The organism is Pseudomonas sp. Sample_9 (assembly GCF_004307535.1).
Lineage (GTDB): Bacteria > Pseudomonadota > Gammaproteobacteria > Pseudomonadales > Pseudomonadaceae > Aquipseudomonas > Aquipseudomonas mercuritolerans.
The window spans coordinates 1-22,026 of the sequence record NZ_RAZO01000448.1 but is presented as its reverse complement, the minus strand read 5'-3'; the positions used below and the strand labels follow the sequence as shown (position 1 = coordinate 22,026).

General features: G+C 60.3%; 14 protein-coding genes. 3 read left to right on the top strand and 11 right to left on the bottom strand.

Translation table 11 applies throughout. The features are described from left to right. Positions 1 to 120: 120 nt before the first annotated feature. The 4 genes from D6877_RS25605 to D6877_RS25590 all read right to left on the bottom strand — a co-directional run bounded on the left by D6877_RS25605 (position 121) and on the right by D6877_RS25590 (position 5,467). Positions 121 to 1,299, bottom strand: a complete 1,179-nt coding sequence (locus D6877_RS25605; RefSeq protein ID WP_130912510.1) for a PepSY domain-containing protein — start codon at positions 1,297 to 1,299, stop codon at positions 121 to 123. 75 nt (positions 1,300 to 1,374) lie between these two features. Continuing rightward, positions 1,375 to 3,879 (bottom strand): TonB-dependent siderophore receptor, encoded by a 2,505-nt coding sequence (locus D6877_RS25600; RefSeq protein WP_130912509.1) that lies wholly within the window; start codon positions 3,877 to 3,879, stop codon positions 1,375 to 1,377. An 86-nt stretch (positions 3,880 to 3,965) separates the two neighbouring features. Further along, a complete protein-coding gene (locus D6877_RS25595) occupies positions 3,966 to 4,967 on the bottom strand; it encodes a FecR family protein (protein WP_130912508.1) in 1,002 nt (333 codons plus the stop codon). Further along, positions 4,967 to 5,467 carry a sigma-70 family RNA polymerase sigma factor gene (locus D6877_RS25590; RefSeq protein WP_039764190.1) on the bottom strand — a complete coding sequence of 167 codons (501 nt, stop codon included), beginning with the start codon at positions 5,465 to 5,467 and terminating at the stop codon, positions 4,967 to 4,969. Before D6877_RS25590 ends, D6877_RS25595 begins: the two co-directional genes overlap by 1 nt. A 312-nt stretch (positions 5,468 to 5,779) precedes the next feature. Between D6877_RS25590 and D6877_RS25585 the strand changes: the two genes are divergently transcribed. Continuing rightward, positions 5,780 to 7,660, top strand: a complete 1,881-nt coding sequence (locus tag D6877_RS25585; protein ID WP_130912507.1) for a methyl-accepting chemotaxis protein — start codon at positions 5,780 to 5,782, stop codon at positions 7,658 to 7,660. Positions 7,661 to 7,786: 126 nt separating this feature from the next. Here the strand turns inward: D6877_RS25585 and D6877_RS25580 are convergent, their stop codons facing one another. The 5 genes from D6877_RS25580 to D6877_RS25560 all read right to left on the bottom strand — a co-directional run bounded on the left by D6877_RS25580 (position 7,787) and on the right by D6877_RS25560 (position 14,792). After that, a complete protein-coding gene (locus D6877_RS25580; protein ID WP_130912506.1) occupies positions 7,787 to 8,254 on the bottom strand; it encodes an SRPBCC family protein in 468 nt (155 codons plus the stop codon). A gap of 22 nt (positions 8,255 to 8,276) precedes the next feature. Next, positions 8,277 to 11,669, bottom strand: coding sequence for a non-ribosomal peptide synthetase (locus D6877_RS25575; protein WP_130912505.1), 3,393 nt, complete (start codon positions 11,667 to 11,669; stop codon positions 8,277 to 8,279). Between the two features lie 10 nt (positions 11,670 to 11,679). Beyond that, positions 11,680 to 12,609, bottom strand: coding sequence for a diiron oxygenase (locus D6877_RS25570; RefSeq protein ID WP_130912504.1), 930 nt, complete (start codon positions 12,607 to 12,609; stop codon positions 11,680 to 11,682). Further along, entirely contained in the window at positions 12,606 to 13,382 is a 777-nt protein-coding gene (locus D6877_RS25565; protein ID WP_130912503.1) for a DUF3050 domain-containing protein, read from the bottom strand. The genes D6877_RS25570 and D6877_RS25565 overlap by 4 nt, the downstream gene beginning before the upstream one ends. A 699-nt stretch (positions 13,383 to 14,081) precedes the next feature. Continuing rightward, positions 14,082 to 14,792 (bottom strand): GntR family transcriptional regulator, encoded by a 711-nt coding sequence (locus D6877_RS25560; protein ID WP_130912502.1) that lies wholly within the window; start codon positions 14,790 to 14,792, stop codon positions 14,082 to 14,084. 196 nt (positions 14,793 to 14,988) lie between these two features. Here D6877_RS25560 and lapG point away from each other — a divergent pair, with 196 nt between their 5' ends. Beyond that, entirely contained in the window at positions 14,989 to 15,681 is a 693-nt protein-coding gene (gene lapG / locus D6877_RS25555; protein ID WP_024011112.1) for a cysteine protease LapG, read from the top strand. Between the two features lie 14 nt (positions 15,682 to 15,695). Beyond that, positions 15,696 to 17,642, top strand: coding sequence for a cyclic di-GMP receptor LapD (gene lapD / locus D6877_RS25550; protein WP_130912501.1), 1,947 nt, complete (start codon positions 15,696 to 15,698; stop codon positions 17,640 to 17,642). Between the two features lie 209 nt (positions 17,643 to 17,851). Here lapD and D6877_RS25545 read toward each other — a convergent pair whose 3' ends face one another. Together D6877_RS25545 and D6877_RS25540 are read right to left on the bottom strand one after the other, a co-directional pair. Continuing rightward, positions 17,852 to 18,190, bottom strand: a complete 339-nt coding sequence (locus D6877_RS25545) for a hypothetical protein (RefSeq protein ID WP_016772279.1) — start codon at positions 18,188 to 18,190, stop codon at positions 17,852 to 17,854. Positions 18,191 to 18,339: 149 nt separating this feature from the next. After that, the coding region (locus tag D6877_RS25540) for a type I secretion C-terminal target domain-containing protein (protein WP_130912500.1) at positions 18,340 to 22,026 on the bottom strand (3,687 nt) is incomplete at its 5' end.

Sequence of the window (22,026 nt, the reverse complement as noted above, 5' to 3'; positions counted from 1 at the left end):
ATCGCCGATGGTAGTGTGGGGTTTCCCCATGTGAGAGTAGGTCATCGTCAAGATTGAATTCCGAAACCCCTGTCTGCTAACGCAGACAGGGGTTTTGTCATTTCAGCGTGTACAAAAAGATCAGGCTATTCGGCGAGTCTTGCTGCTGCGTCTTGCCTGCCACTTGCGCCACCAGATATAAACGCCCGTCCCTGACAACCCCGCAATCAACACACCCAGTAACGCGATCATTACCTGCCCTGTCACCCCGATGATCCGTCCTCCATGTATGGGCAACTGAAGTCGATAGAACTGCTCTCCAAGCGTGCCCTGTCCCGCGATCTCCTGTCCCAATAATCGGCCATCGGTACCGTGAAAGAACAACCAGGATTTTCCATGGGCGTCCGTATCGTGCTGTCCAAATCCTGCGCCGTAGAAGTTGTACTCAAAGCTGTAATACAACTCGCCGATTGCCGCCGTCAGTCCTAATCGTTTCCCTTCCTGCAATGCCCTTTCGTACGCCTGTTGATAACTCAACTGTGTCGTCCCCAGTTGATTGGCGGGCATTCGTCCTCTGGCTTCATAAACGCTCGGCTCGATGGGCGAAAACAACGAAACTGCAGGCTTGAACACCTGGCTCGGCAAGTTCATCGCCACGCTGCTGACGGCGATCGGTAACAGCAGCAGCCACAACCACAATCCTCCGGCGCGATGCAGGTCGAAGTTCAAGCGGTAGGCATGCCCGCCTTTGACCTTCCATGCAGTAGCCCACTTCTTCCAGAATGGCTTGCCGCGCGGCAAGGTCAGCCACAATGCGACAAAACAGTCGATCACCCACGCGATGGCGACCCCACCCATCAACAGCAGTCCCCAGTTACCGGGCAATGTCAGGTTGTAGTGAAACTCCAGAATGAACGGGATGAAGTTCTCCCGCTGAAAACAACATTCACCCCAGTAGCGCGCGCCTTTTTGCTCCGCGCTGATCGGGTCCAGATAGAACACCTGATTGCGCTCATCGAACGGCTGGCCCGTCGCCGGATCTTTACGCGGAACGGCCGCCAGCAGCGCCGTATGCCCCGCCTCATGCGGATATTCCATGTACCAGACTTGCAGTTTCGGATGTGCAGTCTGCACCGCATCTACCAACGCGCCCGGCGACAAGCGCTCACCCACTGACGTCGCTTCGTAGAACTGCGGATTCAGCCACTCATCCAGTTCGTGATTGAACGCCAGCACACTGCCAGTCAGCCCGGCCAACAATAAAAACACTGCTGTAGCCAAGCCAATATATCGATGCAACAAAACCAGAAACGCACGCATGTAAGACACCCCGAAGAAACGACAAAGCCAGCCCCTGATAGCAGGGGCTGGCTTTTTTATGCACAGTACATAGCTCTAGAACTGATAGCTGACGGTCGCCGCTACGTTGCGTTCTTCGCCCATGTAGCAGAAGTTCAGACTGGCGCAGGACGCGACATAGGATTCATTGGTCAGGTTGTTCGCGTTGAGCCGAACATCAACACCCTTCAAACCAATCTTGCCCAGGTCATAACCAATCGAGGCATCGAACAGCGTGTAAGACGGCACCTTCATCGTGTTCTCCGCATCGGCCCAGCTGTAGCCGACATAGCGCACCCCACCACCCAAGCGCAGGCCATCAAGTGCGGCGCTGTCGAACTTGTAGTCAGCCCACAGCGAGGCCATGTGGCGCGGCGCTTGAGTTGGCGAGTTGCCCTTGTTCTCGATTACATCAGTGGGCGTGCTCAAAGTACTGATCATCGATTTGGAATATTCGATATCAGTGAAGGTGTAACTGCCCAGTACTTTGAAGTTATCGGTCAGTTGCATATGCGCTTCCAGTTCCAGACCTTGCGAGCGTACGGCGCCGACTGCGCGGTAGAAGTTCTCCTGCGGCAGTTTGGTCGCGAGGTTTTCTTGGTCGATGCGGAACAGCGAGGCGGTAAACAGGTTGTCGGTGCCCGGCGGCTGATACTTCAAACCGACTTCCCACTGCGTGCCATCGGTGGGGGCCAGTGGATTGCCGGCGCTGTCGGCATAGGAGTTCGGGTTAAACGACTCGGAGTAGCTGATGTATGGCGCCAGACCGTTATCGAACAGGTATAAAGCGCCGGCACGGCCAGTGAGTTTCGTGCGCCGATCATTGATCTCTGTACCCACCGGCCGCCCCGCTTCGGCGATGCGGTTTTCATCGGATGTCTCGACCCAGTCCTGACGCAGGCCCAGCGAGAAGCGCCACTTGTCCATCTCGATCAGGTCTTGCAGATACACACCGGTCTGTTCGAGGCGACGCAGATAGCTGGTCTCACCGTACATCTCGATCGCCGAGTTGCCGTACACCGGATTGAACGCATTGATTGGCGCGAGGCCACCGCTGGTCCAGTCGACCACGGTTTTGCGCCGTTGATAATCCGCGCCCATCAGGACCGTGTGCTTGGTCGCGCCGGTGAAGAATTCGGCCTGCAGCATGTTGTCGACGATGAACGCATGCAGGCGCTCATCACCGCCGGTGTAATAGCGGTTCAGTTCATTGCTGGTCGGGGTGGTCCAGCCATAGGCGTAGACCTGATCCATGTTCACTTTGGAATCGAGATAGCGGAAGTTCTGCCGCGCGGTGAAGACATCGTTGAAGCGATGTTCGAACTGATAGCCGAACGACTGCTGGTCACGAGAGTAGCCGTCGATCCCCGGTTCGCCCTCGAAGAAGCGCGGCGAGATGCGCTCGCCATTGCGCTGATGGATCGTGCCGTCCGCCGGAACGCCGCCGTGGTAACCACCGTCCGGATCGTGTTGCAGATAGGCCTGCAGGGTCAGCGAGGTGTCTTCGCTGAAATCGATGCTCAGCGTCGGCGCGAGGGCGAAGCGTTTTTCCTTGTTGTGATCGAATTGCGTGTCGGACTGATCGCTCAATCCGGTCAGACGATAGGCAATGCGCTTGTCGTCATCGACCGGACCGCTGAAGTCAAACCCAACCCCACGCTGGCCTTGCGTCCCCACTGTGGCCTGCACCTGATGGTAGGCCTCATACAACGGCTTTTTGCTGGTCAGCGCGACCAGACCGCCGGGCGAGCTACGGCCGTACAGCACGGACGACGGGCCTTTGAGAATGTCCACACGCTCAAGGAAATACGGATCGACCTGCATGGTGCTGTAGGTGCCACTGTCACCCATCGACTTGAGGCCATCGAGGTAAATGTTGTCCACCGAGCCGTCGTTGAAACCGCGCATCGCCACGTAGTCGTAACGATGGGTGGCGCCGTACGGGTTGGTCAGCACGCCCGGGGTGTAGCGCATCGCTTGCGAGACGGTTTGCGAACCCTGGTCATCCATTTGCTCGCGTGTGACCACGGATACGCTTTGCGAGGTCTCCAGCAGCGCGGTACTGGTCTTGGTGGCGATCTGGCTGTGGGTGGCGTTGTAGCCGGCCATGCTGCCCAGCGCGTTGCCGAGGGCGAAACCTTTGATGTCGGTGGTCGGCAAGGCCAGTGCTTCGCTTTCAGCGACTGGGCGCAGGATGTAGCTGCTGCCGTCCTGGCTGACGGCTTCCAGTCCGGTACCGCCGAGCAAATGGCTCAAGGCCTGATCGGTCGAATATTCACCCTGCACGCCGGGAGATTGCTGACCTTGAGTCTGTTGCGGCGTCATCGCCAAGGTGATGCCGGCCTGCCGGGCGAACTGATTCAATGCCTCGCCCAATGGCCCTGCAGCAATGTTGTAGCGGTGGCTGATCTCGGTGCCGGCAGTGTTGGCGGCCAGACTCAGACTTGGTAATACGCTGACGCCCAGCGCGGAGGACAACAGTGCTGCCCGAACCGCATGGCGCAGCGGTGCCGATGGTGCAGTGAAATTCAGAGGGTTCTTACAAATGGCGCGGACAGTCATTGTGGATTTCCGTAGGCAGTCGCGGGGGCTGAGTTGAAGTGCTTACTGACTAAGCCGGACTGCCTGCGAAAACCCGCCAAAAATAATCACACCGCACGTTCCAGGGTCACCCACCAGCGGGTGCGATAACGCAATTGCACCGGCAGCGTCTGCGGCAGGACCGCCAGCAGCCTGTCGGTGTCCTCCAGACGGAACACCCCAGAAAGGCGCAGGTCAGCAATTGCCTCCGTACATCCCAGAAAACCGGGGCGATAACGCGCGACTTCAGCCAGGAAGTCACCCAGCCGCATATTGCGCGTGACAATCAAACCGTCGAGCCAGGCGCCCGCATCCATATCCGGCGTCGGCGCTGCGCGCAAACCGCTTTGATCGACCAGAAAACTCTGCCCGGCGAGTGCTTCGAGGGAATGACCGCCAGCGCGAACCAACACCCGGCCACGGGTAACGCTGAGCCGCGTGCACTGTTCTTCCTGACGCAAAATGAAACGCGCATCGACCGGCGCATAACTGCCGTGGCGATTCTGTATGCGCAGCGGTCGATCGGCCGCCGCGCCTTCGTCAGCGCCGCCGCAGGTAACGATGATCTCGCCACGGGTCAGTTTGATCAGGCGCTGCTGCGCGGTGTAATCCAGATCCACGGCGCTGGCGGTGTTGAGTTCGATGCGCGTGCCGTCGGGCAACTGGAAACCGCGCCGTTCGCCGGTCGCCGTCGCGTAGTCGGCACTCCATTGCTGCCAGGCGGCGCTGTCCTTGGCCAGCCACGCGGCGGAGCCCATCAACAGCGCGCCCGTCAACAACTTCAAGGCCTGGCGTCGGCCTAGCCCCTGCGCACTGTTTTCCAAGGTGTTGAAAGCGACCTGCGCACCCGGCACGGCGCGCAGACTGGAACTCAATTCGGCTTGCAGCGACTGCACCCGCTGCCAGGCGATTTCATGTTCATGATGCTCGGCGCGCCACTGCTCACATTGGCGAGTCAGCCGCGAATTGCCGTGGTTGTTGCGCAGCCGCAGCAGCCAGTGAATCGCTTGCTTGACCACGTGTTGGCGCGGTTCGACGCGGCGGGCGAGTGAGAGGTTATCCACAGGCATCAGTTTTCATACCGCAACACATAGCAGTGATACAGCGCATCGGCGACGTAGCGTTCCACTGAACGTACCGACACGCCCAACTGCTCGGCGATCTGTTTGTGAGTCAAACCTTCGCACTGCGCCAGGAGAAACGCCTGACGCACTTTCGGCTTAAGTCCTTCCAGCATGCGCGCAATGCTTTCCAGCAGTTCCAGCACCAACGCGCGCGATTCGGCGTCAGGTACTTCGCCTTCAGGCAAGTGAGCAATGGTTTCCAGATAGGCCCGCTCGATTTCCTCGCGGCGCCAATGGTCTATCACCAGACCGCGCGCGATGGTCCGCAGGAACGCGCGGGGCGCTTTCAGTTCGAGGCGTTCGGTACGTTGCAGCAGGCGCAGGAAGGTGTCCTGAGCCAGATCCGCTGCATCCGCTGCGTTGCCCAGCCGCGCGCGCAGCCAAGCGTTGAGCCAGCCGTGATGACTACCGTAAAGCGCCTGTACGACCAACTCAGGTGAAGACATGACCACGCCAGCCCGAACGTCACAAATGATAATTAGTCGCATTGTCATCAAGGGTTACAGATTTTGCAACTGTCGCCCCCATGTTGATGCGAAAAATTCCCTCGCAGCCGCTCTGGCACGCCGTTCGGCGGGAATCCTGCACAAACCCAGTCCATTTCTCACGCGCCCCTAAGATTTCTCCGCCGCTGGCCGACAGACTGGTGAGAAATGCGTGCACCAAAGTAGAGCGGCCAGAAGAACGCTGCCTGCGCCGTACATGGAATGTTGCATCCGGAAACGCATCCCCACTCTTGGCATAAGAAGTCCCATGAAATGAATCTCAAGTTCAGCCATAAAATCCTCCTGGCCGCTTCGGGCGTCGTGGTCCTGGCGTTCGCGTTGTTCACGCTCTACAACGATTATCTGCAGCGAAACACCATTCGCCAGAACCTGCAGTCCTCCGTGCAGCAGGCCGGTGACCTGACCGCCAGCAGCGTGCAGAACTGGATGAGCGGACGGATTCTGGTGCTGGAAAACCTCGCGCAGAACGTTGCCCATCAGGGCAAGAATGCCGACCTCCCCGGCCTTGTCGATCAACCGGCCTTCACGTCGAACTTCCAGTTCACTTATGTCGGGCAGGCCAACGGTGTCTTCACCCAGCGTCCCGATGCGAAGATGCCGGACGGTTACGATCCGCGTCAGCGCCCTTGGTACAAGCAGGCCGTGGCGGCCGACAAAACCATGCTGACGCCGCCGTACATGGCGGCCGTCGGTGGCCTGGTGGTGACCATCGCCATGCCGGTGAAAAAGGACGGTGAATTGCTCGGTGTGGTCGGCGGTGACCTGAGCCTGGAAACCCTGGTGAAGATCATCAACTCGGTGGACTTCGGTGGCCTCGGCCATGCGTTTCTGGTCAGTGCCGACGGTCAGGTGATCGTCAGCCCGGACAAAGACCAGGTGATGAAAAACCTCAAGGACATCTACCCGAACACCAGCGTGCGCATCGAGAAGGGTAACCAGAACGTCGTGCTCAACGGTCAGGAACGTATTCTCTCGTTCACTCCGGTCAGCGATTTGCCGAATGCGCAGTGGTATATCGGTCTGTCGATCGATCGCGACAAGGCCTACGCCGCCCTCAGCCAATTCCGCACCTCGGCGCTGATCGCCATGTTTGTCGCAGTCGCGGCGATTGCGTTGCTGTTGAGCCTGTTGATCAACGTGTTGATGCGGCCGCTGACCACCATGGGCCGCGCGATGAAAGACATTGCCCAAGGCGAGGGCGATCTGACCCGGCGTCTGGTGGTCGAGAGCAGAGACGAGTTCGGTGAACTGGGCAGCGCATTCAACCAGTTCGTTGAACGGATTCACGCATCGATTTCCGAAGTGTCGTCGGCGACCCGTCACGTACATGACCTGTCGCAACGGGTGATGGCTTCCTCCAACGCTTCGATCGTCGGTTCCGATGAGCAAAGTGCACGCACCAACAGCGTCGCGGCGGCGATCAATCAGCTGGGCGCCGCCACTCAGGAGATTGCGCGCAACGCCGCGGATGCTTCGCAGCACGCCAGTGGCGCTTCCGAGCAGGCCGATGATGGTCGTCAGGTGGTCGAGCAAACCATTCAGGCGATGACCGAGCTGTCGCAGAAGATCAGCCTGTCGTGCACGCAGATCGAAACCCTGAACGCGAGCACCGACAACATTGGCCACATTCTCGATGTGATCAAAGGCATCTCGCAGCAGACCAACCTGCTGGCGCTCAACGCTGCCATCGAGGCTGCGCGTGCCGGTGAAGCCGGGCGCGGTTTTGCCGTGGTCGCCGATGAGGTGCGCAACCTTGCGCATCGCACCCAGGAATCGGCGGAAGAGATCCACAAGATGATCACCTCGCTGCAGGTCGGCTCGCGCGAAGCGGTGAGCACGATGAACGCCAGCCAGGCGTCCAGCGAGCAGAGCGTGGAAGTGGCGAATCAGGCCGGTCTGCGTCTGGTCAGCGTGACCCAGCGCATCGGCGAAATCGACGGTATGAACCAGTCGGTGGCCGCTGCGACTGAGGAGCAGACGGCGGTGGTGGAAACGCTGAACGTCGACGTCAACCAGATCAACCTGTTGAACCAGCAGAGCGTGGCCAACCTCAACGAAACGTTGAAGGATTGTGATGCGTTGTCGCAGCAGGCGAACCGGTTGAAGCAGTTGGTCGACAGCTTCAAGATCTGATTTACAGATCGCAGACCGCGTTATCGTTCTTCGCGAGCAGGCTCGCTCCCACAGGGAAATGCATTCCAAATGTGGGAGCGAGCCTGCTCGCGAAAGCGGTCTGACGATCACCGCAAAGCCTAAGCCTTAGACAAACAGCTTCAGCACATTGCCCATCGCATCATCGGCAAACCCCTGCACGAAATCCCTGAACCCCGGCAATGCTTCATCCCCACCCGCAGCCGGTTCGGCAATGATCGTCCAGGTCGCTCGCGACTTCCCTGCGCTCAGCGATTCCACCTGCATCGCCGCCCACAGGTTCGCCACCCCCAACGTGTTGTAGATCGTCGTCCAGGTCATGCGCCGCGCCTGTTCATCGCGCGAGTTGAGTTGTTCGACCACGACGTTGCCGTCCTTGAAGATTTTCTTGCGCAGCGATGACACGCCCTCGCCGGTCATTTCGGTGTGCGACAGCGCCGGAATGAATCGATCGAAGCCAGCGAAATTGCCGACCACCGCCCAGACTTTTGCCGCGTCCGCCGGCAACTCCACCGACGACACAACGTGGCAGCCTTGCGGGTTTTTGATCAGGGTGTCGGGTTGCAGATTGCTCATGGTGTTGCTCCTTTTGGATGAGTCAGATGAAGTTGATTTCTTTCAGGTAGTCGCAGCCGCGACGCAGCAGCGCCGGGGATTTCTGTGGGTAGTGCGCGCCCATCTGCCGCACGCCGGCCTCGGCGTTGGCGTGACGGATAAGGGAGATGTCGCCGATGTCTTCTTCGAAGCCGTTGAGGTAGAAACCGAGCACGCCGAACAGCGCGTTGTCGGCGTCGACCCGGTTCAGTTGCTGCTGCCAGTCGGCGACGCTGACCAGCGCAAATTCGCTGCCGGTTTCGCGGAACGAAGCGACGTAGGCATCCCAGCTCAGCGGCTCGGGGTTGTGCAGATTGAACACCGCGCGATCCGCTGAATAACGGCTGGCATGAAAGGCGATGAAGCGGGCGAGAAAGTCCACCGGCATCAGGTCGAAATTCAGCGCAAAGGCCGGTACCTGACCGAGCTGGATCGAGCCCTTGAGCATCAGCATCAAACGGTTTTTGTGCGGCTGGCAAACGCCGCTGAGGCTGTTGAAACTGATGTTGCCAGGGCGATAAAGATTGACCCGCACACCGCGCTCACGCGCCCGTTCGAGGATGCGTTCGCCGACCCATTTCGACAGGTTGTAGCCGTTGCGAATATAGATCGGCGGCGTCGCGGCGGCGGGCAGTTCCAGCACCCGACCGGCGTCATCCACGGTGCTGGATGCCGACAGGGTCGAGACGAAGTTGAAGACCTTCTTACTCCGCCCCTCGCACAGCTTCAGCAGGGCGAAGATCGGCTCGACGTTATCCGCCGCCAGGGACTCGTAATCGAGTACGTGGTTAACGTTGGCGGCGTTGTGTACCAGCGCGCCGAACTCGCGGTCCAGGCGCTGATAATCGTCATCGCCCAGGCCCAGTTGCGGGCGACTGATGTCCGCTGGATAGACCCGTACACGGCTCAGGTCGAGATGCTCCAGACGGTTTTCGCGCAATGCCTGAGCGAAGCGTTGCGCCGCCGTTTGCCCGGCGCCGTCGCGAACCAGACAGGCCACTTCGCTGGCGCCCCAACCGAGCAGCGCTTCGACGATGTGCACGCCGACAAAACTGTTGGCACCGGTGACGATGACCTTGTGCACATCGCCCATGCGGCTGATCGGCAGCGGTTCGATATCCAGCTCACGCTCAGAGTCGGCCATGGCTTGGGCGCTGAGCACGGCGCTGTCGTCGGTGCCGCGCACCAGCGTCGCCAGTTTGCTGATGGTCGGCAGTTCGATGAAGCGATTGATCGAAATGCTCCGGCCGAATTCCTCACGCAAGCGCAGCAACATCCGCGACAGCAGAATCGAATGACCACCGAGATTGAAGAAGCTTTCGTCAGTGGAAATGTCACTGGTCGGCAGTTCCAGCAACTCGGCCCAGATCTCCAACAGCAGCGCTTCATCAGCATTGGCCGGCAGGCATTTCGCAGCGCTGTCCTGCACCGTCACCGGCAATGCCGACAGCGCCTTGCGATCGACTTTGCCGTTGCTGGCGAACGGCATCTGCGTCAGTTCGGTCCACGCTACCGGTTGCATGTAGTCCGGCAGAAACTGCCGGGCGTAAGCCTTCAATTCGTCGCGGGCAGTCTCGATTTGTGGCTGGGCGGTAAACGCCAGAATGCGTCGCTGACTGTCGATGACCACGGCGATCTGCCGATACAAGCGGCTCTCGCGCAGGCAGCGTTCGATCTCTTCCGGCTCGACGCGAAAGCCACGGATTTTCACCTGATTGTCGCGCCGCCCGCACAGCTCGATACCGTGCTCGCCCCATTGGGCCATGTCGCCGCTGCGATAGGCGCGCAGGGTTTCGCCGCCGGGCAACGACAGGGTCAGATAGCGCTCGGCGGTCTGTTGCGGATTGTTCAGGTAACCGAGACAGACACCGGGGCCGACGATGAACAGCTCACCGACGGTTTGATCGGGCACCGGTTGCAGATCGTCGTCGAGAATCAGCACCCGACTGTTGGCGATTGGCCCTCCCAGCGTGCGGTTGCTGTCGCCCGGTTTGAGCTGGCGCGCAGTGATCAGCACGGTGGCTTCGGTCGGGCCATACAGGTTGTGCAGGGTGCCTTGACGGGTCAGTTGCTCAATGACGTACGGCTCGCAGACATCACCGCCGGTCATCACCTGCACGGCCTCCAGTTGCTCCAGCGGCAGGATGCTCAACAGCGCCGGTGGCAGGAAGGCGTGGGTCAGTTGCCGTCGGCGAATCAGCGCCACCAGCTGCAAAGGATCGCGGCGCTGGGTGTCGTCGGGCACCACCAGTTCGGCGCCGGTGAGCAGGCTGGGGAAGATGTCGATCAGCGAAGAATCGAAGCTCAGCGAAGAGAACTGCAACACCCGACTCTCGGCGTGCAGCTGCACGTAGTCGGCGTACCAAGCGGTGAAGTGGGCGAGATTGGCCTGGCTGAGCAGCACGCCTTTCGGATGCCCGGTGGTGCCCGAGGTGTAGAGCGCCATGCACGGCGCATCAAGTTCCGGGCGGTGCTGCATCAGCGGCCGGTCGAGATCGGCGTTCGGCGCTTCGATGCCACTGACATCCAGCCCCGCTATCGACTCGCTGAGCGCCTGCTGTCCATCGTGAAGCAACAGCACCGCGCCGGCGTTTTCCAGGATGTATTGCTGACGCGGCAATGGATGGCTCGGCTCCAGCGGCAAGTACACCGCGTCGCTGCCGAGAATCGCCAGAATCGAGGCGAACAGCGCCGGGCTTTTACCTTGGCAGACACCGACCACCCACGGCTGCGGATGTTGCTCGAGCAAGGGCAGCAGGCGCTGTTGAATCGCGCGGCTGTGGGCGTGCAGCTGCTCGTAGCTGATGGTCTTCCCGCCGACATGCAGCGCCGGTCGTTCGGCATGTTCGATCAGGCTTTGTCGCAGGCGCTCGATCAGCGGGATCTGCGCTTGTTGCAGCAGCGCCGGATTTGCCGTGTCGTTGAGACGGTGGACATACGCCAGTTTGTCGAGAAACAGCAGATCTTCCAGCCGTTCGAAATCCGGCGCTTTGAGGGCCGGGGCATGGCGCAAATAATCGGCGTCGCGGGAAAAGCGGCTGACCAGCAACGCTACTTCGTCGACCACATGGGCAAGCGCTCGTTGGCGTAGCGACTGACCGTTGCCGGACGGCTCATCGCCGATGGGTACGCGGCTGATCAGCGACGAGCCGAGAAAGCACAGCAAGTCGAGGGTCGGCAGGCCGCCATGGTCTTGCGCGGCGACACCCAGGCGCAGGTGCAGATGCGGGATCGCGCAGAAATCGCCGGCAGCGATAAAGCCATCGTCGATGATCAGATCCACCGCCGCTTGAGTGGCGCCCCTGCGGGTCAGTGCATGGCCGTGCTGTTCGAGTTCCCGGGCCAGATCGGTCATGGCCTGGCCGGCGCCGGTGAGCAAAATGTCGAGACGTTTCATGTCGGCCTCCTCAAACCAGATAGTCGCGCAGGGCGTGCTGCACGCAAGGTGTGTCGAGCAGCGAGCTGTTGTGGAAAAACCTGACGATGTTGCCCACCAACGGGTGGTGGCGATTGATCGGGAAGGCCAGTCCAGCGATTTCCTCGCGCAGTGAATGCCGCGTGGTTTCGCTGACCGGCAGCGCATCGATCAGGCGCAAATCGAAGGACTTCTGGATGTCGTTGGTCAGGTAATGGCCGATGAACACCGGCAGGATCTGCGCGATGGTCTCGCGATCCGCGTCGCTGGCGGTGTGCCAATAGATGCGCACCATCCGCGCCCAGAAACTCGAGTGGCGACCTTCGTCGAGCAAGTGGTCAGCCATCAGGCCCTTGATCGACGGCTTGACCGAATCGTCGCGGGCGAACGCCGCGACATCGCCGGTCACGGTGTTTTCGGCGATCGCCACGCAGATCAATTCCACCGCGCTGCGCAGGTGTTCCGGTGCCAGCGCAACAGCGGCGGGAATCGCCCGGCTCAGTTCGATTTCATCGGGCAATTGGATCGGCTCGATACCGGTCAGCGCGACCGTTTGCTGCATGAAATCCATCGCCACCAGCGCGTGGTAATCCTCATCGACCACCACGGTCATCGCGTCGTAGCGACAGGCGAACGGGAATGCCACGGCGAAGCGATTCTTGGCAATGCTGCGGGCGGTCTTGTCGACGATTTCCGTCTCGAAAATCACTACGTCGTTGATGAATTTGTACAACGTCTGCACCAGGGCGAAATCACGTTGTTGCGGGCATTCACGCAGGAAGGTTTCGCTGAGTACCAGCGGCTGGCGGCTGAGCGGGTAGATCAGGCGCTGATCGTCTTCCAGCAGCCGCCGGGGACGGGTGCGAATGGTCGCGCGGCTTTCCCAGGCGTCGGCGAAGGATTGATAGTCGGTTGCGTTCATTGGGCCACCTCGGCTACTTCTGCGCCCATGCTCAGGCGCAACCCGTTCCACAGGGCGATGCGGCTTTCCACGGCGGCGATGGCACTGGCGTAAACCTCGGCTGCGCGCTGCGGATCGCCGTCGACCAGACGCTCCAGCAACTGCTCGGCGGCGGGGCCGTGATCTTCGGAATCGACTTCGATATGCCGTTGCAGGTAGTAACGGAAGGTTGGTGCCTGTTCGATGCCGATGCCCCAGTCATCGAGAATGCGCTGGAACATCGTCGGAATGACGCTCTCGCGACCGTGCAGGAACGCGGCGGCAACGCTGTGTCCCGGCGCTTCCAGGGCGACGCGCAAGGTATCGCGGACAAACTGCGCGGCCGCCGGGTCGACGTCGACGCTCTGCAACGCGACGTCATAACTCACGCCTTCCTGCTGCAGGGCGACAAAGCGCTCTACCGCCGTGGTGCTCGCGCCGATCTCGCGCATCGCATCCAGGTACAACTCGAAGTGGCTGTAATGGCCGGCACCGAGGCGATCGTCCGATTCCTCGCCCAGCACAATCTCGTTGATCAACCGCGCCGCGTGGGGATCGCGCGGCGGCAACCAGGGTAAACGCGTGCAGGTCAGTTCCTGTTGCAGGCGCTTGGTCAGCGACATGAAGTCCCATACGGCAAATACATGGGTTTCCATGAAACGGCGTAATACCGATAACGAAGTAATCTCGGAAAAGATCGGGTGAATACTCAGTTCGGCTTTCTTCTGGGCGAGTTGCTGCTTAGTGGGCATCATGATGTCCTTTATCATTGATATGAAATGCACAGTTCTTTCAGTTGCTGTAAGCGGTTGAGCAAGTTGTATGGAAAGTTATCCGGGCAAAGCCTTGCTTGCGATGTGGCCTCGTTGCGGTGCCACGGTTGCTGCGTTTGGTACGTGAGGTATGCCGCGCTGAACAGCGAAGTTCAAACCTGGCGAGAGAAAGCTAATACAGGGCAAAAGCATTTAACAAGTTTATTTTCAATTATTTCAAGTTGGCTTTTTCTCAAGTATGAGAGTTGCCGATAAAACTATTAGGCTGAGTTTTATTTGGGCGTAGTTACTCCTTTCGGCTAATAACGGCCAAAATTGAAAAACAAGAGTGAATGCCTCACTCGAAGCAACTTTTTAACTAAGGAGATTGGTTGAATTCATAGGGGCGAAAGTTGGCCTGGACCGGCGCCATGACTTCCTGTTTCCCGTGACAAGGCTCCTTCCGTAGGTTCCTGTTGCGGGGACTGTGCCGTCAGGGCGGCGCGTCCCCGTTCTATAGGGTTGGCGCTGGAAGAGTGCGGGTAAATTGCCGTCACGGCTATTACCGATTGGTCATTGACCCAGAGGAAAACTGCGGCGATCAGGACGGGACAGGCTGCCGCGCGCACGCCGATCCGCTGCCAGGGCTGGCAGCAGAGCGGTCGCGAAGATTTGTAAGGGGATTATTCGACGTGCGAGATATCAGCGCGCGGTGTGGCGCTTCTGTGCCGCGGGAGTCGCGAGGTAGCGGGTGATGACCTCGACGCCACGGTTTAGGTGCTGCTCAAGCATTTCGAGTGAGCGCGGGATGTCTCGCTCGATCACGGCCTGAAGCATGGCGCGATGGTCGTCCTGAGACAGCTTGCCCAGGCCCATGGCTTCCAGATTGAACCGCAGAAAACGTTCTTCTTCGTTCAGGCCGTCCTCCACCAGGCGCAGCAGTCGCTGGTTGGGCGCCTTGCTGTACAGAGCCATGTGGAACAGGCGGTTGAGGCGGCCAATCTCGTTGTAGTCGTGCTGCGCTTCCAGCTCATCGATGTAGCCGGCGGCGAGTTGATGCTCGGCCTCAGTCAGCACCGGAATGGACTGCCGCATTGCCTCGGATTCGAGCAGAATGCGCAATTCGTAGGTTTCAGCGGCATCGCCCTGGATCAGTGGAGCAACCACGGCGCCTTTGTGTGTGGTGACGCTGAGCAACTCCTGCGCTTCGAGCTGGCGCAAGGCTTCGCGTACCGGCATGCGGCTGACCCCAAACAGATCGGCCAGATCCTGCTGGCGCAGCGCAGTGCCACACGGCAGGCGGCCATCGAGAATGGCCGAGCGCAGGGTTTCTTCAATCACCGACCGGGCCAGATGCGCAGGAATCGGTCCTTCGACTTTGATGCTGTGCAGCGGTTTGGGCTTCTGAGTCACGACAACACACCCTGTAGGTCGTAATATTTGGATCCAAATGACACTAGTGATTGCTCTACAGGTTGTCAAACCTTGTAAAACAAAGCGCTGCAATCTCAAGTTTAGCGCGTCTTCGATGATCTCACGGTGCCATTGTTTTTTGCCGGGCTAAGCTTCACCATCAAACGCTTCCTTTCTGTCCTTCTGGAAACCTGCAGTGGCGGTACGTTTCGCGATCCCTCGGACCTTGCGCTGGCTTGGCTGCGCATTGCTGCTGGCCGGCGTCATGCTGGGCGGTCTGCACGCCGATTGGGATTTTTCCGCGATCAGCCGCAAGGCCACGGCTCTCTATGGGCCACTGGGCGCGGGGCAGCAGCGCATCGACGCCTGGCAGAATCTGCTGGCGACGCAGAAGCAGGTCAGTGAGATGGACAAGCTCAAAGTGGTGAACCTGTTCTTTAACAAGCAGGTGCGTTACGTCGAAGACATCGATCTGTGGCGCGAAGTGGATTATTGGGAAACCCCTATCGAAGCGCTGTGGAAGGGCGCCGGCGACTGCGAAGACTACGCCATCGCCAAGTATTTCAGCCTGCGCCATCTCGGCGTTTCCAGTGACAAGCTGCGCATCACCTACGTCAAGGCGCTACGCCAGAACCGCGCGCACATGGTGTTGACGTACTATGCGACCCCCGATGCCATGCCGCTGGTGCTCGACAGCCTGATCGATCCGATCCAGCCGGCGTCGCAGCGGACCGATTTGCTGCCGGTCTACTCTTTCAATGCCGAAGGTCTGTATCTGCCCGGCGCCAAGGGTAATAAAAAGGTCGGCGACACCAAACGCCTGTCGCGCTGGCAGGATGTGCTGAAAAAAATGCAGGCCGAAGGTTTTCCGGTCGAGACGACTAACTAGGAGCACGCGCTCAGATGTCTTTGTTCAAACAGCTGTTGATCGCTATCTGTCTGTTCCTGGTCGTGGCCTTCACCGGCAGCTTCATGGTCAGCCTGGAGAGCTCGCGCACCCAGTACGTCAACCAGTTGCGCTCCCACGCACAGGACGCGGCGACGGCGCTGGCATTGTCGCTGACGCCGAATATCGACGACCCGGCGATGGTCGAGCTGCTGGTCAGTTCGATTTTCGACAGCGGTTATTACGCGAGCATCCGCGTGGTCGACGTGAAGACCGAGCAGACCATTGTCGAGCGCAGCGGTGCCCCGGCGGTGAGCAATGTGCCGGACTGGTTCGTCAAACTGATCGGCCTCGAGCCGGCCGGTGGCGATGCGCTGGTCAGCCGTGGCTGGGAGCAGGCGGCGCGGGTCGAGGTGGTCAGCCATCCGATGTTCGCCGTGGCCAAGCTATGGCAGAGCGCACTGGGCAGTCTTGGCTGGTTGCTGATCTGCGGCGCACTGAGTGCGGTGCTCGGCGCGCTGTTACTGCGTCGGCAGTTGAAGCCCCTCGATTACATGGTCCAGCAGTCCCATGCGATTGCCCGCCGCGAGTTTCTCAGCCTGCCGGATCTGCCGCGCACGCCTGAATTGCGTCGCGTGGTGCAGGCAATGAATCAGATGGTCGAGAAGCTCAAGACGCTGTTCCAGGAGCAGGCCGAGCGCAGTGAAAAACTGCGTACCGAGTCCTATCAGGACAACCTCACCGGCCTGGCCAACCGCCGCTATTTCGAGATGCAGTTGAACAACCGCGTGAGCAATCCGGAACAGGCCAGTTCCGGTTACCTGCTGCTGTTGCGGGTCAAGGACCTGGCCGGACTCAACCAGCGTCTCGGCGGCCAGCGCACCGACCAGTTGCTCAAGGCCGTCGGCGAGCAACTGACCCGCGAGTGCGCCAGATATCCACAAACCCAGGACTTGGTCACGCGTATTCGCGGCGGTGAATTCGCCGTGCTGGCGCCGGGGCTGGTGCGCGAGGAAGCGTTGCAGCTGGCGCAGAATCTCGACAATGCCTTGAGCAGCCTGCATGCCACCGGCGCGACCGATGTGCCGACGGTGGCTTCGATCGGGCTGGCGCCGTTCGCTCACGGTGACTCGCCGCAAGCGGTGCTGACACTGGGCGATCAGGCACTTGCGCAGGCAGAAGGCCAAGGCGAGCAGAACTGGGCGTGCATCGATCAGAGTCTGGTGGCGGAGGTCGGTGACGACCATCACGCTTGGCATCGACTGCTGGATCAGGCTTTGAGTCAGCAGCGTTTCGAGTTGTATTTCCAACCGGTGGTCGCCGCGCAGGACACGCAACTTGTGCTGCATTACAAGGTCCTGTCGCGCCTGCTCGACGAGCAGGGCCAGACCATTCCCGCCGGGCGTTTCCTGCCGTGGCTGGAGCGCTTCGGCTGGACCGCGCGGCTTGACCGGCTGATGCTCGAACGCGTGCTCGAGCAGATGAAAGGGCACGAGGATTCGCTGGCGCTGAACCTGTCCTCGGCAACGCTGGCCGATCCGCAGGCGTTGAACAAAGTCTTCGAAATTCTGCGCGCGCATTCCAATCTTGGCGCGCGGCTGACTCTGGAAATCGGTGAGGAGCAATTGCCTGAACAGGCATTGCTGGAGCAGTTGACCCGACGCCTGCGCGAGCTCGGTTTCTCGCTGAGCCTGCAGCGCTTCGGCGGGCGCTTCAGCATGATCGGCAACCTGGCGCGGCTGGGCCTGGCGTACTTGAAGATCGATGGCAGCTACATTCGCGCGATCGATCAGGAGAGCGACAAGCGTCTGTTCATCGAAGCGATCCAGCGCGCGGCGCACAGCATCGATTTGCCGCTGATTGCCGAACGGGTCGAGACCGAAGGGGAGCTGTCAGTGATTCGGGAGATGGGCTTGTATGGCGTGCAGGGGCAGTTGCTCGGTGAGCCGAAGCCTTGGGGGTGAGCCAAGAAGCGCCCTCACCCTAACCCTCTCCCAGAGGGAGAGGGGACTGGCCGTGGGATATTTACGAGATACGCCGACGTGCAAGAGCTCCACTGAATCCTAAATCGACTCGATCTCTCAGGTCGATGGATAGCGCAAGACACCTCGATCGGCCCCCTCTCCCTCCGGGAGAGGGCTGGGGTGAGGGTAAGCTTTGGATCCTGGGAGGATCAGATCAACCCGCCCTCATCCTCATCGATCAACTGGCTCAACCCGCCCAGCGCTTCACGCGCCTGGGTGCGGTCCATCAGTTTGGCCTGGGCCGCCGCTGGCAGGTCGGTGACGCGGATCACGCCCTTCTGGGTCAGCACCTGAATCAGGTCGTCGAGTACCCGAATCATTTCAAAGTCGCTCTGCTTGAGCTGTTTGAGGCTGTTTTCCACGGCTTCGTTGGCGTACCACGCCTGGATTTCATGGTTGTCGGCGGGCAGCGTTTCCGTGGCCTCGGCGTACGCCGCAGCTTCCACTCGAATCAACTGGCCCTGCGCATCGCGTTGCACGTAAAACATTGAGCATCCCTCACAAATGAACAGCGTCATGCTGTCAGCAGCATAGCCAACTGCGCGCCAGTATGCGGGGCGACGATCAAATCGTCACCGCTGCATTGCCCGCAAACGCGACGGCCGCCCCACAGGAGGCGGCCGTCGTTGTTTCAGCCTCAGCTGTTGTTGTGATCGACCTTGATGGTCGGGTCGCTGCCGGCAATCAGGTTGTGCAGATTGGCGCTCGCCCAGTTGTTGCCTTCCAGTTTTATCGTCACGTCCGGCGTGGCCGCAGCGGTATCGCCCGAGTTGAATTTGCCCGCCGAGCTGACTTGCAGCGACGACGTGCCATCCACTGTGGTGATTTTCAGGAAGTTGTCGATCGTGCTGCCGGTCTCGCCCTGCAACAGGTCGCGCAAGTCGATGCGGTCGCCTTCGCTGGCTTTGAAATCCTTGATCACATCGTTACCGGTGTCGCCCGATTTCCAGACGAAGGTGTCGCCACCGGAACCGCCAATGAGGATGTCGTTGCCCTGACCACCGATCAGCGTGTCGTTGCCGGTGCCGCCGAGCAGGATGTCATTGCCTTTGCCGCCGTCGAGCAGGTCGTTGCCGCCCGAACCGAACAGGATGTCATTGCCCGCGCCACCCAGCAGCGTGTCGTTGCCATCGTGCGCGCCGGATACATCGAACGCCTGATAGTGCTCGGTGATGTACTGGTGCACATTACTGGTGCTGACTTTGCTGACGTCGACGCCGGTTTCTTTGGCGACGAACGCCTGCATCGCCTGGTAACCCTCGCCGGCAATGCCGTTGAAGCTGACCAGATCGCCGAACAGGATGTCGTTGCCTTCGCCACCATTGACGGTGTCGTTACCCGGCATCGTCGCTTCGGTATGGCCGATGATCGAGTTGGCCAGGTCCTTCGGATCGATGTTGGTTTGCGGCGTTTTGTCCGAGTCGTACGGCTTGAGGTCGTTGAGGCTGACGTCGTTGTTCAGACCAATGGCTTCGACGCTCGACAACCCGCTCAACAAGGCAAAGCCGCTGGTCGAGTTGCTGGTCGTCGACGAGTTGGTGCTGTTGCCGGTACCCGCGAGGTTCGACAATTCATAAGTGCCGTCGCCCTGCGCGTGAATCGTGCCCAGGGTTTCGCTGCTCCAGCCCCACCACGAGCTGTAGGTTTGCAGCACAACGCTGCCGGCACTGTTGATGCTCAGGTAGTGCGAGTTGTCGATGTAGGTGCCGAACGTGTCGCCCTGCTTGTAGTTGCTGGTGTTCACCACGCTGTCGAGTTTCACGTTGCCATACAGCGTCGGGTTGGTCTGCTCGCCGGTCTGGTAGTAAGTCGGCTGGCCGTCGGTGATGAAGTACGTGAGGTTCTTCGCCCCGGTGTTGGCGACCGCATCGGCACTCTGGAACCAGTTGGCCGTGGTCTTGAACACGTCCTCGTAGTTGGTACCGCCGCCGGAGCCCATCGAGTTCAGCACTGCTTTGAGCAAGGTCAGCGCATTCGGGTCGTTGAGATTCACCGACACCGACTTGTTGACCTGGGTATCGAAGTCCACCAGGAATATGTTCACCGTGCCCGAGTTGCTGCCGCCCAGGCTTTGCTTGAGGCTGTTGAACACCGAGGTCAGCGAGTCTTTCGCGGCGTTCAGCGACGAAGTGCTCATGCTGCCCGAGCTGTCGACCATGAACGCAATGTTGTAGTTGGTGCCCGGCACCACGGTCAGGCCGCCGATGTCAGCGACGATGATGTCGTTGGCGTCGGTGCCGGTGACGTTGTCGTCACCCGAGGTGGCGGTGACCGCGTTGTACACCGCAGGCACCACCGTGACCGGAATGGTCGCGGTGCTGCTTGCCGAGCCGCCGACCTGTTCGGTGGACGTCGAAGTCACGGTCAGGTTGAACTGGCCGTTATAGTAGGTCGGTGGGGTCACGGTCAGAGAGCCGAGGTTCCAGCCGGTGACGTTGGCTTCGCCATTGCTCGCGGTAACGGTGAAGGTATGACCCGCGCCATCACTGAGCACCGAACCGACCGGTGCGCCGCTGATCTTCACGCTCAGGGTTTCCGAGCCGTCGGTGTCGGTCAGCGCGGTGCTGATCGCCGACAGTTTCACTGTGGTGCCTTCGGCGCCGGTGTTGAGCTTGTAGCCGTCGTAATAACCTTCGCCGTTGGTGCCGTGCAGATCGGAGACGGTCACGCCCGAGTTGATCAGGTCCTGCACGCCGGTGTAGATCGGCACGCCGGCGTTGCTCAGATCGATTGGCGTGCTGCCGTTGACCGACAAATTGACGTCGTAACTGCCCGGCCCGCTCTGGTTGTGGTGGTAGATGTCGAGGGTGTAGTAACCGCTGGTGGTCGGGGTGAACGAACCGTTGATCGCACCGCCCGCGCCCCAAGTTCCGGAAGCCACACTCTTGCCGCCGATGGTAATCAGCAGGCTGTCATCGGCCACGCCGCTGAAGCTGTAGGTCTTGCCGGCTTCCAGGTAGATCAGGCCAGAGGTCTTCGACGCCGTACCGGCAGCGACACTGCCGTCAGACTGCACGTTGGTGACGTTGCCGCTGGAGTTCGGTTTGCCGGCGGCGTCGATGACGTTTTTCAGGGTGGTCGAGTTAGCGCCGCTGCCGTCAGTGCCCAGACCCGACAGACCGGTCCAGACTTCCTTGATCAGGCCAGTGGATTTAACGCTGTTATCGGCCACGGCCACGGTCGGCGCATCCGCCACTGGCGTGATGTCGATCTTCACTGTGCCGGTGCTGCCCAGCGCCTGGCCATCGGTAGGCTGGAACTTGATCTGCGCGTAGTCCGCCTGCTTGTTGCCCAGACCGGTGCCGCCGTAACCGTTGGTGCCCGACTCGTTGGCATCCGGCAGGAAACGCAGCTTGCCGGCGTCGATGTCGGCCTTGCTGAAGGTCTGGTTGTTGGCCACATCCTTCCAGGTCGAGCCGTCCAGATACTGCAGTTTGCCCTCGCCCGGCAGCTGCGTGATCTTGATACCGAGGCTGCTCGCCGGACTATCGACATCGCTGACGCCAAAGGTCGACCAGCCGAGTACCAGCGGCGTGTCTTCGGTGCCGGTGACATTGCTCGGCGCAGCGACCGGTGCATCGTTGACCGCCACCACGTTGACCGTGGTCGTCGCGGTGTTCGAGTAGTTGCCGCCATCGGTCACCGTCACGGTGATGATGCGCGGCACGGTGCTCGGGTTTTCGCTGCTGTTGGTGAAGCTGATGTTCTTGATGGCCTGCATGTAGTCGGCCAGGGTCGCGTTACCCGAGAGGGTCAGGGTCACCGTGCCGTTGGTGCTGTTGGCATTGATGGTGATGCCGTTGACGCTGTTGCCCAGATTCAGCGCATCGCCGTCCTGACGGTTGGTCAGCACCACGGTGGCACCGGTCAGCATCGTGCTGTCCGGGTCGGTGATGCTGAGGTCGGTGTCAGCGATCGACACGCCGGCGCCCGGGGTGTTCTCGGTGAACGTCACCTTGTAATCGGCACCGGTCGCACCGCTGGAGTTGTTGGCGTCCAGATCGAGCACCGGTGGTGCATCGTTGTCGATGATCGAGGTGCTGACGCTGCCATTGGTGCTGCTGACCGCGAGGTTCTCGAAGTTGCCGCCGGTAGCCGAATCGATCTTGACCACGAAGTTCTCGGTGCCTTCGGTGATCTTGTCATCGAGGGTGGCGACGTTGAACTGCGCGCTGCTGGCGCCCGCCGGGATCTTCACGGTGTACACACCAGTGAAGTCCGAACCGTCGGCAGCAGTGCCGCTGTAGACGATTTTCAGGGTCACTTCGGTCTGCGCCGGGTGATTGAGGCTGACGGTGTAGCTGGCGGTCTGGCCTTCGGTCAC

Bases quoted from the DNA above. Each gene is read 5' to 3' on its own strand.
- D6877_RS25590 (WP_039764190.1), bottom strand. From the start codon at position 5,467: ATGTCTTCACCTGAGTTGGTCGTACAGGCGCTTTACGGTAGTCATCAC.
- D6877_RS25585 (WP_130912507.1), top strand. From the start codon at position 5,780: ATGAATCTCAAGTTCAGCCATAAAATCCTCCTGGCCGCTTCGGGCGTC.
- D6877_RS25605 (WP_130912510.1), bottom strand. From the start codon at position 1,299: ATGCGTGCGTTTCTGGTTTTGTTGCATCGATATATTGGCTTGGCTACA.
- D6877_RS25600 (WP_130912509.1), bottom strand. From the start codon at position 3,879: ATGACTGTCCGCGCCATTTGTAAGAACCCTCTGAATTTCACTGCACCA.
- lapD (WP_130912501.1), top strand. From the start codon at position 15,696: ATGTCTTTGTTCAAACAGCTGTTGATCGCTATCTGTCTGTTCCTGGTC.
- D6877_RS25580 (WP_130912506.1), bottom strand. From the start codon at position 8,254: ATGAGCAATCTGCAACCCGACACCCTGATCAAAAACCCGCAAGGCTGC.
- D6877_RS25575 (WP_130912505.1), bottom strand. From the start codon at position 11,669: ATGAAACGTCTCGACATTTTGCTCACCGGCGCCGGCCAGGCCATGACC.
- D6877_RS25545 (WP_016772279.1), bottom strand. From the start codon at position 18,190: ATGTTTTACGTGCAACGCGATGCGCAGGGCCAGTTGATTCGAGTGGAA.
- D6877_RS25570 (WP_130912504.1), bottom strand. From the start codon at position 12,609: ATGAACGCAACCGACTATCAATCCTTCGCCGACGCCTGGGAAAGCCGC.
- D6877_RS25565 (WP_130912503.1), bottom strand. From the start codon at position 13,382: ATGATGCCCACTAAGCAGCAACTCGCCCAGAAGAAAGCCGAACTGAGT.
- D6877_RS25595 (WP_130912508.1), bottom strand. From the start codon at position 4,967: ATGCCTGTGGATAACCTCTCACTCGCCCGCCGCGTCGAACCGCGCCAA.